The following is a 14626-nucleotide window of genomic DNA, read 5'->3' as shown; positions in this document are numbered from 1 at the left end:
GGAAAATCGCCTTTTTTTCTCTTAAGAACATTTGCCTGTCGGGGCTGACCAGGGCGCTTCCACTTTTTACACAATAAAGAGGCGGTTATATAAAAATCCGCCTCTTCGTTTTTTATTTAATATTCATCCGTACTAATAACCCAGCTGCCTTTGAATCCTCTCTACCTGGCGCTCCAAACGATCAACCCTGCGGTCCAGGCGCTGATATTGCCTTTCGAGACGGTCCAGCCGGTTTTCAAAAGAACCGACTCCGCCGCCATAGCTTCCATCATAGCCGCCGCCATAACCGGGAGTCTGGGGAAATTGTGGCAGGGGAAGGAACAATCCGCCCTGTCCTTGCTGTCTAGGATACATACATGCACACCTCGCATTATTTATATATTTACTACAGCCTATGCGAACCCGGCATAAGGGTATAGGCCAACACCTATAGTTAGGAAGTGACAAAACTTGAGAATCGATAAATTGTTATCCAATATGGGATACGGAAGCAGAAAAGAAGTTAAAAAACATTTAAAAGGCGGAGGCACGATCGTCAACGGTGAAGTGGTCAAAGATGCAAAGTTCCAGGTTGATCCGGAAAAAGATACGGTCACCGTCCATGGTGAAGAGGTTGTTTATAAAGAGTTTGTCTATCTCATGATGAACAAGCCGCCTGGTGTTTTGTCTGCCACAGAGGATGCTGAAGGAGAAACGGTCATTGATCTCCTTGAGATGGAGGATCAGATTTTTAATCCCTTTCCTGTTGGAAGACTTGATAAAGACACAGAAGGCCTATTGCTGATTACCAATGACGGACAGCTTTCGCATCAGCTGCTTTCACCGAAAAAGCATGTTCCGAAAACGTACTTTGCCGTCATTGATGGAGAAGTGACCGAAGAAGATGTAACTGCTTTTGCCAAAGGAGTCACGCTGGATGATGGATACGAAACAAAACCGGGTGAACTTGAAATCATCTCTTCTGGGCTTCGGTCAGAAATACAATTAACGATCACTGAAGGAAAATTCCATCAGGTGAAAAGGATGTTTGAAGCAGTGGGCAAGAGGGTCATTTATCTGAAAAGGATGTTGATGGGACCTCTGCCGTTGGATGAAACACTGGAGCTGGGTGAGTACCGGGAACTCACGGAAGAAGAAGTCGAAGAATTGAAGAATTTTAAGATAGAATAAGAAAAGAGCTGATGCGGTCCGCGTCAGCTCTTTTTGTTCATATTCATTTTAAAGATCATCTTCAATGTTGATGTTCCCGCTAACCTATGTAGCTAGGAGGTCATTTTAACCTTCTTTTCCGTCGTTGTCCATTGGCCTCTGCCTAGACTTTCTACCAGGTCGTTGTAAGCCAATACATTCAGATCTCTTTGAATGGTGCGCGGAGTAATGCAAAACTCATCTACCAGGTCCTGTGTGGTCACAGTGCCATTCTTTTTAATGAAAATGTAGATCGATTTAATTCGAGTCAGCATACGATTTGTTGAAGGTTTCAAAAAACCACTCCCTCATCTTTTTTCCCAAAGGCAAAGCCTGCATATCAGCTTATAGAGATTCTACTCATCAAGGAAAATATTCCGTTTGAGACAGCTCCTTTTCATTTGGTTTTCCATAGATGCCGGAACACTTCTATTGTACCCCTCTTCACATTAGAATTCTAGAATAATGTCTAAATTTACAAAAAATTAAAACTTGAAGAAGGGTTGTTCCTTATAGTATATGTATACCCGTCTGAAAAATTAAAAAAACAGAACTTTTTTTTCGGTAATCCGTATGTATCTAGTGGAGGGGAACTCATGACTATTATAAAAGTAGATATAGAGCAGGGTGGATATGAAGCAGGAAAGACTTTAATACATAATGTTGCGTTTTCAATTTCTTCTGGTAGTATTCTGGGGATGATCGGTTCCAATGGGGCGGGAAAAAGTACGACTATTAAAGGGATGCTGGGGCTGCTGCCGTTCATGGAAGGCGAAACGGATATTGCTGAGGGTGTCACATATTCGTATATTCCTGAAAGGCCGATCTACTATGATGAACTGACTCTTTGGGAGCACATTGATTTTGTTGGAAGTGTGGAGAAAATTCCGCAGAACATTTACAAACAAAGAGGCGAAGAACTTCTTAAAAAATACAGGCTTTTTGACCACGCGCATCAGTTTCCTTCGACTTTTTCAAAAGGAATGCAGCAAAAAGGCATGATTGTGCTGGCATTATTGACAGAACCGCAGCTCTTGATCATTGATGAACCGTTCATCGGACTTGATCCCAACGCAACCAAATTGATGCTGAGATCTCTGGAAGAAGAGAGAAGCAGAGGTGCGGGAATCTTGATGTGTACGCATGTTCTCGACACAGCTCAAAGGATTTGCGATGAATTTGTCGTCATAGACCAAGGAACGATGCTTGCTTCAGGACCTCTGGAAAAGGTGTTAAAAGAATGCGGGGCAGAGGGAGGAAGCCTCTATGATTGCATCCCCGATGAAGAGAGGGAAGGCAGTGAATAGTTTCCGGCTTTTCTCTCGCAGGTACCGGGATGGATTTCTATTTCAATATAAAGCTATCAAATCCGTCGCAGACTGGACCGTTATGCTCTATTTGATCATTCCATCACTGGTGATAGGCACGATGATTTACAGGTCGTGGTGGATAGACATTCCCGATTGGGTGGAACAGATTCCATTCGAATTGTTCTATCTGATTCCATTTTTGTACATTCTTACAGGATACTTCAGAACCTGCCTGCTGGAAGCGGACCAGGTGTTTCTGGTAAAACATCAAAGATTGATCCTTGGTTTAAAAAAGTGGGGGATATTCAGTTCTTATAGTGGCTCATTCTTGTTAACCGCTGCAGTCGGGGGACTCCTGGCCCCTTTTTGGCTGAACCATTATGCCTTTAGTTTCTTTTCTTTTGTGGTTTATATTGTCTTCCTATTGAGTTCAAAATGGAGCCATATGGCCGTAAAAGGAGTGCTGGCAGGCAGAAAGAAAGATTGGAAGAGGACGGGACTATTCTTATTGGCTATCGTCGTTCAGCTGCAATTGTGGGGAACTGCCTTCAGACTTATTACTGCCGGTTTCGAAATCATTCTGCTGCTGGTCAGTGTTGGGTTAGTCGTTCTTTCCCTGATTTTGAATCGAAAGAGAATCACCAGTAAAAATTCAATGAAAAGAAATCTCCACATCGAAGGAATTTTAAAGGTGAAATGGATTTCACTCATCTTTATGTTCTCACAGCATGTCGAAAAACAACCGGTTTCTTCCGAGCGAAGCAAGCCGCGGCTTTTCCGGAAATCTCAGCGCCTATTCAAGAGACAGACCCCAACCTTTGGATACCTTGAGTTATTCACCAAGGTATTGATCCGTAACTTCACCTATAGTGCGACTTACACTCAGTCCATCGGAGTCCTTTCTTTTTCACAGATTGTACTTCCGGCGTTATGGCTGAAGCTTGGCGCAGCAGCTCTTGTGGCGCTGTCCATTCTCGTGTGGAACGAGTGGATTTGGGGAAAACTGATCACCAAGCACCCGATCGGAAGCAAATATAGTGAGAAAACTGAGTTCATAAAAGTCCAAAGCATAACAAGAACTCTGGCGTTCATTCCGTATTTTGTCATCCTGGCCATTTCGATGCTGCGTTATTTTGGTGTTTTTTAAAGGCTTTATCTACAAGAAATCAACTTTTTCAATATTAAAATTCATGTATAAAAACGTAATTTAAAACAAACAGCTTAAGCCTATCAACTAATAAATTGTGATCATTTGCATGAAGGCACAGAACGTATAGAATAGAGAGTAGTCAACCCATTTTGGAAAAGGAGATTGCTTATGAATATTAACTGGATGGAAGAAGTAGAGAAACGAAAAAGTGACTTATTAGGAGACCTGCAGAAGTTCCTGCAGATCAAAAGTATCCTTGATGAAGAGAATACGACAGATGAAGCGCCTCTTGGAGAAGGGGTAAAAGAAGCTCTTACATATTTATTAAACCTTGGTGAAAAAGATGGTTTTGCAGCTAAGAATGTCGATCACTTGGCAGGACATCTTGAATTCGGTCAAGGAGACGAATTGCTCGGCATCCTTTGCCACGTTGATGTAGTTCCTGAAGGAGATGGATGGAGTATCGACCCGTTCGGAGGCGAAATCAAAGATGGCAAAATTTTTGCCAGGGGAGCCATGGATGATAAAGGACCGACGATTGCAGCTTACTATGCGATGAAGATCGTCAGGGAATTAGGTATCCCGCTCGATAAACGCGTCCGGATGATTATCGGAACAGATGAAGAAAGTGACTGGCGCTGTGTTGACCACTATTTTAAGGTGGAAGAAATGCCGACAATGGGATTCGCGCCTGATGCGGATTTCCCGATCATTTATGCTGAAAAAGGAATCGCGGATTATGACTTGGTTTCGAAGGTTTCTGGAAGCGGAGAAGACGCTGTCTTCCACGTACTTCAGTTTGAATCTGGCAGACGCTACAACATGGTTCCTGATTTTGCTAAGGCCAGGATTTCAGTCTCGACAGATCACTCCAGACTTGTGCAAGACTACCATTCTTTCTTGAAAGAGCAAGATCTGCAAGGTAAGTATTATATGGAAAACGGCGATCTTTACCTTGAACTTGAAGGAATCTCTGCCCACGGAATGGAACCTGACAATGGAAAGAATGCCGGGCTGATTCTGGCTTGCTTCTTAAGTGACAGTGAGGTAGATTCCGCTTCCAAGGAATACTTCAGCTTTGTCAAAAATCATTTCTATGGCGATTCAAGAGGCAGGAGTTTTGGAATCAATTATGAGGATGATATCACTGGCCCGTTGACTATCAACGTCGGCAAGCTGCGTTTTGATCATGAAAGCGGCGGTTCACTAGGATTGAATATGAGATACCCTGTTACCTTTAAAATGAAGGAAGCCAGGGAGACATTGGAAGCGCATGTGAAAAAGCACGGCTTCTCTATTGAAAACTTCTCTGATTCGGAGCCGCACCATGTGGATCAAGATCATGTTTTAATAAAAACCCTGCAAAAGGTTTACGAAGAGCAAACGGGTGATAAAGGGGAACTATTAAGCATCGGAGGCGGAACCTACGCCAGGTCATTGGAATCAGGTGTGGCCTTTGGTCCGTTATTCCCGGGAAGAGCGGATGTTGCTCACCAGAAAGATGAGCATATGTTTGTAGAAGACATCCTGAAAGCAACGGCAATTTATGCACAGGCAATCGCAGAGCTCGCAAAAAAATAGTTTCTAAGGGGAGAGAAGACATTGGATTATGTAATATTGGATGGCCAGATTCTAGATAGAAACAAAGCAAAAGTCGACATTGAAGACAGAGGATATCAATTTGGAGACGGAATCTATGAAGTGATCCGTGTTTACAACTCAACTTTTTTTACAGCTGATGAGCACCTTACCCGTTTATTTCAAAGTGCAGAAAAGATCGGCATGACCCTTCCATACACATTGGAAGAACTGAAGAATCTCCTAGCTTCATTGGTCAAACGCAACAATATTAACGATGGAACGATTTATCTTCAGTTTTCCCGCGGTGTGGCAGCAAGGCAGCATCATTACCCAGATAAAGATGTGAAGCCAGCTTTTACAGCCTACACAAAAGAAATCGAAAGACCGAAAGACAAGCTGGAAAAAGGCGTGCAGGCAAAACTGGTGGAAGACGTCCGCTGGCTGAGATGTGACATTAAAAGCCTTAATCTCCTGGGGAACATCATGGCCAAGCAGGAAGCGGCTGAAGCAGGCTGCTTTGAAGCCATCCTCCACAGGGGCTCAACCGTCACAGAAGGATCATCATCCAACATGTTTATCGTAAAAGACGGAATCATCAAAACGCACCCTGCAACGAACCTGATTCTAAACGGAATCACCCGCAGAGTGATCATGGACATCTGTAAAGAGCAAAACATCACTATCAAAGAAGAGGAATTCAGCATTGATGAGCTTCTCGCCGCCGACGAAATCTTCCTCGCCAGCACCACTTCAGAAGTGATGCCGATTGTGAAAGTAGTCGGAGAAAGCTTCGAAACCGAAGAGCCGGGAGAAATAACTAGAAAACTGCAGGCAGGGTTTGAAGAGAGAATTGTTCAGCAGTGTGGGGAATAAGGAATACAAAGGAACAGCCTTTTTATAGGGCTGTTTTTTTTGTTTTCTTGGAAAGAGTTGTTCCGTTAAAGGGCCAGTTAATTGAACAACTCTTTATTACAGATTAGACTAAATAGTGCACAATAAAAGTTTTCAGTTTTAAAAGTATTTGTGAAGATACTAACTGGCAGGAATTTTGAAAAAGGAAATCGAATATGATTATTCTAGAAAAAAGGGAGGATATTTATGAAAAATGCCCTAATATTGTTATGCCCATCGGAATTATTACAATCACCACCACAACCAGTCCTACCAAAAGGATATTATGCAAGAAATTATAGAGAAGATGACAAATTGAATTACAAAAGGATATTAGAGGATGAAGGATGGAAGTTAAGTAATGAAGAATTAGATGAGTTCTTTACAAGAGTATTACCTGACGGACTATATTTTCTAGTGAACGAAGAATCCGAAGAGATTGTTGCGTCAGCAGTGGCTTTACATAATCCAAAATCTAGTTATTATACTTTTCCATTTGGTGGAGATATAGGGTTTGTTTTTACAAATCCTGTACATAGAAATAAAGGTTTAGGGCTTTATGTTACTTCGTTAGCTACCAAAAGGTTAATATCATCAGGTTATAAAAGTATTAGAATTGTAACAAATGACCATAGATTACCTGCTTTAAAAACTTATCTAAAACTGGGATTTAAACCTTTTTTATATTCTTCGGATATGGAAGAGCGTTGGGAAAATGTATATAAGAAATTAGAAATTAAATTTAATTTAGAAGTTTGTATTAAAATTTAGTAATATATCTTATTATACTTTTGCCTATTTTTAAGAATTTTTAACAAATTAAAGGCATTTACTGCACAGTACAAAGAAACTGTGTCTTACATGCTTACTAACGAGGGCTTATCTAGAAAAGGATAAGCTCCTTTTTATTCAAATTTAACTTGAGTAAGCAGCTGAATTTTGAATTAGTTGGTATTAAATTAAAGAGCAGCTTAACGGAACAAAATGAGACCTACATGATTCGGTTTCCGTATAAATAACGTATGTATATTTGAGAAAATCAGGGGTGGAATTTTATGAAGAAAGTATTCCCGTTTCTTCTTTTGATCTTATTAACTGCTTGTACATCAGCTGAGAAAGAAATGGACATCATCCAACAAGTCGAAAGGGATTTAGAAACAATATTCACTTTGAATGATCCAAGTAAAACTTCTTCAAATCCAAATGATTATATTAATGCTCATTTAGATGATTTTGAAAACATCATTTCAAATAAACAAATCACACTGGACCACTTCCTTAAAAAACTTAAAAAAAGCGAAGAGAATAGTTTGGAAGAATATATCATGGCTGCAGCTTGTGTGGAAATCTTAGGTGAAAAGAATCCTGTAAATGAGTGGTCAACAGGTAAAGAATGGTATTAAAAGTATTCCGCTACAAACGAGTAATTCTAAGCAAACTAAGGCTTTTGCTGAACAAGCAGCCGTCTCCTTTCCATTATGCCATAAAGCGCATTGTATCTTCGGCTAACGGGGCAGTATAGTGAAACAATTCTTATCTGTTTAGACCACTTACTTAATTAAAAATTTAGGGAGAGTGGAAAAATGAATAAAAGCTTAACCCTTGTATTTGTGGCACTTGTGTTTTTACTTGTAGGATGTAATGAAAGTAGTCAAGAACCAGCTAGATCACCAGAAGACGCTTTAAGGATGATAGAGGTAGAAAACGAAAAAAGACAAATAAATGTTTATGGCACTCATAAGGTAAATGAAGATTTAGTCTTAATAGTTTTTAGAGGAGTAATGAATGGGGAGGATATTTGGCTTGCCGATGTTCATAAAGAAGACGGTCAATGGAAAGCTAAAGAAAGTGTCCAAATGAACGGACCATTTGAAGGAAATGGTGAAATTCAAACAATCATTATTAACGAGGACTTTGGATATGAAGTTGGTTATATTGAAAGTAATGTTCCAATTCCTGAGAACTTAAATATTGTTGAAATTGATAAAGTTGAAGATTGGAAAATATGGTTTAAACAAACTAAATGAAACTGAAAAAGGTGTTTGTTGAACAAGCAGCCGCCCTTTGTTCAAGTAAAGGGCAGGTTAGCGTAAGAAGGAATTTCTTGAAAAAAATCGAATTAATTTAATGGTATTGAAATAATCCGACATATTTGTGCATGAAATGTCGGATAAATAAATACCCTTTCCAGTAAATTTAATATGTGGAAGGAGAGGGATAATGGATTGGATAAATAGAATGAATAGTGCTTTGGATTACATTGAAAATAATCTTGAGGAAGATATAAATTATAAAAAAATTGCACAAATAGCTCACAGTTCCGAGTATCACTTTCCAAGAATGTTTTCATCGATTTCGGGACTATCTCTATCTGAATATATTAGACGGAGACGCTTAACGCTTGCTGCATTTGATATTCAAAAAAGTGACATCCGAATTATAGACGTAGCCTTTAAGTATGGCTATGAGTCGGCTGATTCTTTTTCTCGTGCTTTTCAAAAGATACATGGAATTAAACCTTCTGAAGCTCGGAATCAAGGGGTACAGTTAAAGGCCTTTCCAAGAATCTCCTTCCAAATTTCAATAAAAGGGGATACCGAAATGGAGTATCGGATTGAAAATCTAGATTTTGATTTAAGAGTTATAGGAAAAGGTAAGGTAGTCAAAACAAGTAGAGCCTTTAAAACAATTCCACAGCTTTGGAGCAGTGCTAAAAAAGATGGATTTATGCAACAATTGATTGAGATGTCCTGGGAGGAACCAAAATGCTCTCTTGAAAGTCTTTTGGGCGTTTGCGGAAAGGAAGCAGCCATTATGGACGAAGAATTTACATACTTTATGGGTGTCAGATATGATGGAGAGGTACCAAGTGATATGGAAACGCTAATTATTACCCACCGCACTTGGGCTGTTTTTCCAGGCATAACGAATGCGTGGAAGCGATTATACACAGAATGGGTTCCAACTTCTGGATATGAACTTGCTAATATTCCTTGTATTGAATGTTATTATCCACCAAAACATAAACCGAGAAACGAACTTTGGGTTCCAATAATTCCAAAATAATTACATATCATAAAAAGGAATCATAGGTAGAAGAAGGAGCTTCCAAGAAATTTGAAGTCTCCTTTTTTATTCCATTTCTGCACTATTATTTGCAAATTGGGTATGAGGCTCTTTCTTCTTGTATCGGGCCATTTAATGGAATAAGGATAAAAAAATTTACACTTATTGAGTATATATTTGTCTGCAGGACCGGATTAGAATTCAAGTGGAACAAGTGACAAACTAAATGAAAATGAAGAAAGGGAATTTCAAGATTAACGGAGTTCCCTTTTGTGTTAATAAATAATTGCTTACATTTAGTGAGTAATTATCTTATATTGTTATTGTAACATTGAATTTTATGAAATATAAGACTATTTTTACTCTTAATTGTCCATTACCATTAATTTGAATGAGACAGGGGGAGTAGGATGAATTTTAAAAACCTTAATTACCAGCGACCTGACATTGAAGAATTTGAAAGAAAAGTACTTCAGCTTTTAGAAAGGTTCAAAGATAGTGATTCCCATTTGGAACAGTTCGAATTAATAGATCAAATTAATTCTCTTCGTAATGATGTGTTGACCATGCTAACTATCGCTCAAATCAGGAGTCACTTAGATACTTTAGATGTTAAATATCAAAAAGAGCAGCAGTATATCAATCTAAACTGGCCAATCTATGAAAAACTAGTAGGTCTTTTTCATGAGCATGTTTCATATTCGCCTTTCAAAAAAGAAATTAAAGAGAAGTTTGGAGAACAATTAGTTTGCTTTGCTGAGGCTTCTCAAAATACAGTTAGTTCTGAAGTAATTGAGGATTTAATTAAGGAAAATAATCTAGTAAGTGACTATACAAAACTGATGGCTACTTCAACAGTTGAATTCAGAGGAGAGAAGAGAACTTTATCACAATTAGAATCATTTTTGTTCTCAGAAGATCGTTCAATGAGAAAACAAGCTGGTGAAAAAAAGTATGAGTTACTTAGCCATTTAGAAAATAAAATAGATCGCATTTTTGACGAATTAATTAAAGTAAGAAACTCCATAGCAATAAAACTTGGACATGATTCCTTTGTGGAGCTTGGTTATGCAAGGTTATCAAGAGTTGGTTATGGTCAATCAAAAGTAGAAGAGTTCCGAGAGCTTATATTAAAATACATCGTTCCCATTTCTGAAAAAACCAGAGATAAACAACGAATCAGGTTGGGGCTGGATAAATTAGCTTTTTACGATGAAGATATTCGCTTCAGTACAGGCAACCCTTCACCAGGTGGAGATGTCAAATTCATGGTATCTAAATTTGAAGAGATTCTTAATGAAATTTCATTGGAAGCTGGGGAATTCTTCAATTCGTTGAGTGTCAATCATTTAATAGACCTACTTCCTAAAGAGGGAAAAGCGAGGGGTGCTTATGCTACATACCTATGTAATGAAAAAACACCCTATATTTTTGCGAATATGAATGGTACCAGAAAAGATATTAAAGTATTAAGCCATGAATTTGGTCACGCCTGGCAAATGTACCTGTATAATCAACATAACAATATTCCAGAATACATTCTGCCAACAAAAGAAGCTTGCGAAATTCATTCCATATCGATGGAATTCCTTGTTTGGCCTTACTTAGAAAAGATATTTGGTGTGGATGCTGATAAGTATAGACATGCTCATCTTGAAGATGCACTGTATTCAATGCCTTATAGGGCTGCAATAGACGAGTTCCAGCATTTTATCTATAAAAACCCCTCATTATCTATTTCTGAGAGAAAAGAGCAGTGGATTGAAATTGAGTACAAATATATGCCTTACAAAGGAGAATATAATCACGCTTATTTAATGAGAGGATCTTATTGGCAGCAACAAACACATATGTTTACCACTCCCTTTTACTATATAGACTATGCCCTTGCCCAAATGTGTGCTTTACAAATATGGAGCAATGCACAAACAAATGAATCGATGGCTTGGGAGGCATACATGAAGCTTTGTAATTTAGGTGGAAGTAAATCATTTCTCCAATTATTAGACCAGAGTGGTATTAACTCACCTTTTATAGAGCAGGGGTTCACTCTAATAACGGATAAAATTGAAAAGTGGTTAGATTTAAACGAGAACAAAATTAATAATGATTCACATCTAACAAGCAGCCGCCCTCTATTCAAGTAAAGGGTTAATGGAGAATTTAAAACTTAAATATTTGTGGAGGTTTTTAAGATTAGTGCAGTAATAAGTGTTTTGCTTTATTTAATAATTCTTTTTGGTGTTTCAATGCTATTGTTTTATTCGTTAATTTCAATTTGGGATACAAATGAACCTGTCATTGCTTACTTACTGTCGTTAATTAGTTCTCATTTGATATTAAATACAGTTGGACAAATGGGCAAAAAGGAGAAGTGATATCGTTTTTATAAAAATGGGATAGAATTTATCCCTAGCATTTTTCCTTCCTCCGTTATAGGGCAGGTTAATGGAATATCTCGAAACTATGTTGAATAAGTTCTCGTCTAATTACTAAAGTATTAGTCGAGAACAGGGACAACGGAATAACACAATCCTAATAGGAGGTTGATTTATGAAAAGGTTAATCATAAGTATACTTTGCTTTTTGCCTTTAGTAGGCTGTCAGCAAGACAATTCTGTTAGTGGAACGATACAGGATGAAAAAACAAATGCAGAAGTTGAACAAATAACAGATACTTCGTCTTATACAGTGGTCGAGTATCTTTCAGATGGAATGAGCAGGGGTAATCACGAATACGAGGGAAATGTCGTTGTTGATGAAGATTATTACAAGGAAAACTCCATTGAAAGAGGAGAAGTGGTTTATTTTACAACGCCTGAAATAGACAAGGAAAAATACCCGAATTTAAACCCAAATAAAATGAACATTGCCAGGGTAGTCGCATTGCCTGGAGAAGCAGTCGAGATTAAAGACGGTACTATTATTGTTGATGGCAAACGCTTGGACACTTTTTACGGTTCCACTCTAAGTTTAGGGATGGGACAGGATTAATATCTCTCTTATATGGATGAACAAAATGCCACCTATGATGAAGAGAGTTTCCGTGAATATTTCTCTAGAGATATAGAGGAAGTCGAACTCGCTGATAACGAAGTATTTGTTTTGGGGGATAACGGATGGAGAAGTTTGGACAGCTCGGTTTTTGGTCCGTTGTCCATTGAGAATATTGAAGGAAAGGTTCTCGGAATGAAGCAATAGGATATTCCGTTAAAGGAGGCGTTTGCTGAACAATCAGCCGCCCTCTGTTCAAGTAATGGGGCAGGTTAATGGGATTACTATTAGTGTTTGTCTTTCAAAAGATAAAAAAATGAGACATCATTATGTGGATATCATCATTAGAGGAGGTGGCAACTTTGAACAAAGCATTTTTATTTACCCATTTTGGAGCAATCCTTGCTTGGGGCATATTTAGTCTATACATTGGTGAATTTCAGGTTACCAGTCTGGCGTTTTTGGTTATTGGTGTACAACTTGGATTTAGTGTTGGTAAACGCCAAGGAGTATCAAGAAATTCAAGTTTGTAAAAATGTCCGCATTGAAAGGGACCTCTTATATTAACAGTATTCTGTTAAAGGGGGCGTTAATCGAAAAGGATTAACGCTTTTTTTGTGGAAGTTATTGGATTAAAGGGGCAGTTTACTAGAAGAGTATTGGATAGAAATGAAGGATCTTTTACAATCTTTATTGAACCTAAAAGTATAAAGGGAAAAGGGGGAAATTAAATTGGGTTCGAGAATAATGCATTTGGTGATAGCAAATAGAATAGCAGATGAACTGTCACTCAAAGATAAAACATCATTTCTTTTAGGGGGCATCGCAGCTGATGCAGTTTCACCTAAAGACTTATCACATTTTTACAAAGGTAATGTTAATGACTATTCCCGATATATTGATTACACGGAATTCATACATAAATATAGCTTTAATAAAGATTCCCATTTTATAAAGGGATACTATACTCACTTAATCGCTGATGACATTTGGTTGAAAGGCTTTTATCTGCCTTGGTTAAAGAACCGAATGGAGGCAGATGAGGATATATTCAATCGATACCATAATGATTTTCGATTACTCAATGGGAAACTATTAGACTACTATGGCTTCACACAAGAATTAAGAGAGTCATTAAATAAAAGTGGAACAATCATTGACACGGAAGAGGTAAAATCTAACGATATAAAAGAATTTGTCCCTTATGTAAGAGGGGATATGGATTATGGCAGCGACGAACTTGAACAGCCGCTAAGAGTGTTCACAATGGAACAAATTATTGGGTATATAGAGACTTCCGTAGATAAGGGCTTAATAGGCATTAAATCTTTATAAATGGCTCTTTTCGTAAACTTTGTTGCTATTTGATACTAATTTCAAAAAGATAACCCTATTACGAAGATGAAATTAGGTAACACCAAAAAGAAAAGAGCTGCTCTTCCCCATTTAGAGTTAAAACTCTAAACGGGAATATCCGAAAGCAACCATATATAGGCAAACTACCTTATAAATAGCTAATGGGTTGGTGTTGAACTTTACCAGCGTAGGTTTATTTCATTAAGTAGTGTCATTGCTGAAGATTATCCAACTGATCCCAGGCTATTGCCTTTTTCAATTATTGGAGCATTTAATGGAATTAGTGTAAAAGATTGAAACTCTATCCATTTGCTAATCGTCATATACCCAAATGAAAATGCCATAATGGGAGCAAGTATTAAAGTTGAGGAGGCAATTGATTGTGGATATAGTGTTTGGGGTTTTAATTGCTGTTTTGTTGTTATTTTTCTCTTCTTTGGAACTTTGGTATGCACCGGATAATAGTTCGTTATTTAAGGGTTTTAGAACAAAACTAATGATAATTCTTCCTCTATTTTTATTATCGTTTGCAATTTATTATTTCTTTTTGTCTTGAACTGAGTTCCATATACGGAGGCGTTGGCTGAACAAGCTGTCGCCCTTTGAGTATAGGTAGGTTAGAAGATTGAAAGGAAAATAATTCACGCACAAAAAAGGGGGGATAGAAGCTGGACTTATTACTCTGGATAACTATTGTTTTCATAATAGTCGGATTTGCTGTTCTTACTTTTATGAAAAAAGGGATGGAAAGTAAACTTGCTTTTATCACAGCAAATATGGAAGACGAAGAAAGTTCAACAAAAGCTAAAACTGGGTCCATAATTTGGTGGATAGTGAGTGCCGCAGCTTGGGGAATAGTGAGTATGTTTCTTATTGTGTGGTGTTTTTATAATCACTTTGGATAACTGCTGGTTTCAAATGTACTGAAACTACAGAGGGCATTTGTTGAACAAGCAGCCGCCCCTTGTTCAAGTAAAGGAGCAGTATAACTGAATATCAGCTTCTCTTAGTTAAAGGTTGTTTTCGCATATATTGTTGTTTTCGGAAAAATCCCAAGAGCCGGATTTTTCCTCGGATACAAAGGTTTTTC

15 protein-coding genes and 1 pseudogene are annotated in these 14626 nt (G+C 38.1%); 14 read left to right on the top strand and 2 right to left on the bottom strand.

Translation table 11 applies throughout. The annotated features are described in order from the left end of the window. Positions 1–132: 132 nt before the first annotated feature. Positions 133–354 carry a hypothetical protein gene (locus tag FZC79_RS05190; RefSeq protein WP_148945769.1) on the bottom strand — a complete coding sequence of 74 codons (222 nt, stop codon included), beginning with the start codon at positions 352–354 and terminating at the stop codon, positions 133–135. A 96-nt stretch (positions 355–450) separates the two neighbouring features. Here FZC79_RS05190 and FZC79_RS05185 point away from each other — a divergent pair, with 96 nt between their 5' ends. Next, on the top strand, positions 451–1170 hold the full coding sequence (locus FZC79_RS05185; protein WP_148945768.1) for a pseudouridine synthase: 720 nt from the start codon (positions 451–453) through the stop codon (positions 1168–1170). A gap of 92 nt (positions 1171–1262) precedes the next feature. On the opposite strand, the gene FZC79_RS05180 is transcribed toward FZC79_RS05185, so the two are convergent. Beyond that, positions 1263–1484 carry a DeoR family transcriptional regulator gene (locus FZC79_RS05180; RefSeq protein WP_148945767.1) on the bottom strand — a complete coding sequence of 74 codons (222 nt, stop codon included), beginning with the start codon at positions 1482–1484 and terminating at the stop codon, positions 1263–1265. A 300-nt stretch (positions 1485–1784) separates the two neighbouring features. On the opposite strand from FZC79_RS05180, the gene FZC79_RS05175 reads away from it, so the two are divergent. The 13 genes and pseudogenes from FZC79_RS05175 (at position 1785) to FZC79_RS23550 (ending at position 14441) form a co-directional block, all read left to right on the top strand. After that, positions 1785–2495 (top strand): ABC transporter ATP-binding protein, encoded by a 711-nt coding sequence (locus FZC79_RS05175; protein ID WP_148945766.1) that lies wholly within the window; start codon positions 1785–1787, stop codon positions 2493–2495. Then, entirely contained in the window at positions 2455–3645 is a 1191-nt protein-coding gene (locus FZC79_RS05170) for an ABC transporter permease (protein ID WP_148945765.1), read from the top strand. The genes FZC79_RS05175 and FZC79_RS05170 overlap by 41 nt, the downstream gene beginning before the upstream one ends. A 171-nt stretch (positions 3646–3816) precedes the next feature. Next, positions 3817–5229 (top strand): dipeptidase PepV, encoded by a 1413-nt coding sequence (gene pepV / locus FZC79_RS05165; protein ID WP_148945764.1) that lies wholly within the window; start codon positions 3817–3819, stop codon positions 5227–5229. Between the two features lie 21 nt (positions 5230–5250). Further along, positions 5251–6102, top strand: coding sequence for a D-amino-acid transaminase (gene dat, locus FZC79_RS05160; protein ID WP_148945763.1), 852 nt, complete (start codon positions 5251–5253; stop codon positions 6100–6102). A 225-nt stretch (positions 6103–6327) separates the two neighbouring features. Then, positions 6328–6891, top strand: coding sequence for a GNAT family N-acetyltransferase (locus FZC79_RS05155; RefSeq protein ID WP_148945762.1), 564 nt, complete (start codon positions 6328–6330; stop codon positions 6889–6891). A 284-nt stretch (positions 6892–7175) separates the two neighbouring features. Further along, the gene (locus tag FZC79_RS05150) at positions 7176–7523 is read left to right on the top strand and encodes a hypothetical protein (RefSeq protein ID WP_148945761.1); all 348 of its coding nucleotides are present in this window, start codon (positions 7176–7178) and stop codon (positions 7521–7523) included. 180 nt (positions 7524–7703) lie between these two features. Continuing rightward, positions 7704–8147, top strand: coding sequence for a hypothetical protein (locus FZC79_RS05145; protein WP_148945760.1), 444 nt, complete (start codon positions 7704–7706; stop codon positions 8145–8147). A gap of 193 nt (positions 8148–8340) precedes the next feature. Further along, positions 8341–9186, top strand: coding sequence for an AraC family transcriptional regulator (locus tag FZC79_RS05140; protein ID WP_148945759.1), 846 nt, complete (start codon positions 8341–8343; stop codon positions 9184–9186). A gap of 410 nt (positions 9187–9596) precedes the next feature. Next, positions 9597–11333, top strand: coding sequence for a M3 family oligoendopeptidase (locus tag FZC79_RS05135; protein WP_148945758.1), 1737 nt, complete (start codon positions 9597–9599; stop codon positions 11331–11333). 406 nt (positions 11334–11739) lie between these two features. Further along, positions 11740–12387 (top strand): annotated as a pseudogene (gene lepB, locus FZC79_RS23555) (signal peptidase I). Positions 12388–12542: 155 nt separating this feature from the next. Continuing rightward, positions 12543–12713 carry a hypothetical protein gene (locus FZC79_RS22975; RefSeq protein WP_187442646.1) on the top strand — a complete coding sequence of 57 codons (171 nt, stop codon included), beginning with the start codon at positions 12543–12545 and terminating at the stop codon, positions 12711–12713. A 199-nt stretch (positions 12714–12912) separates the two neighbouring features. Beyond that, positions 12913–13515 carry a zinc dependent phospholipase C family protein gene (locus FZC79_RS05120; RefSeq protein ID WP_148945755.1) on the top strand — a complete coding sequence of 201 codons (603 nt, stop codon included), beginning with the start codon at positions 12913–12915 and terminating at the stop codon, positions 13513–13515. Between the two features lie 689 nt (positions 13516–14204). Then, positions 14205–14441: a hypothetical protein gene (locus FZC79_RS23550; RefSeq protein WP_148945805.1), complete on the top strand. Its 237-nt coding sequence runs from the start codon at positions 14205–14207 to the stop codon at positions 14439–14441. Positions 14442–14626: the final 185 nt, after the last annotated feature.

The organism is Rossellomorea vietnamensis (assembly GCF_008180615.1).
Lineage (GTDB): Bacteria > Bacillota > Bacilli > Bacillales > Bacillaceae_B > Rossellomorea > Rossellomorea vietnamensis_D.
This window is presented reverse-complemented; position numbering and strand designations above follow the sequence as displayed.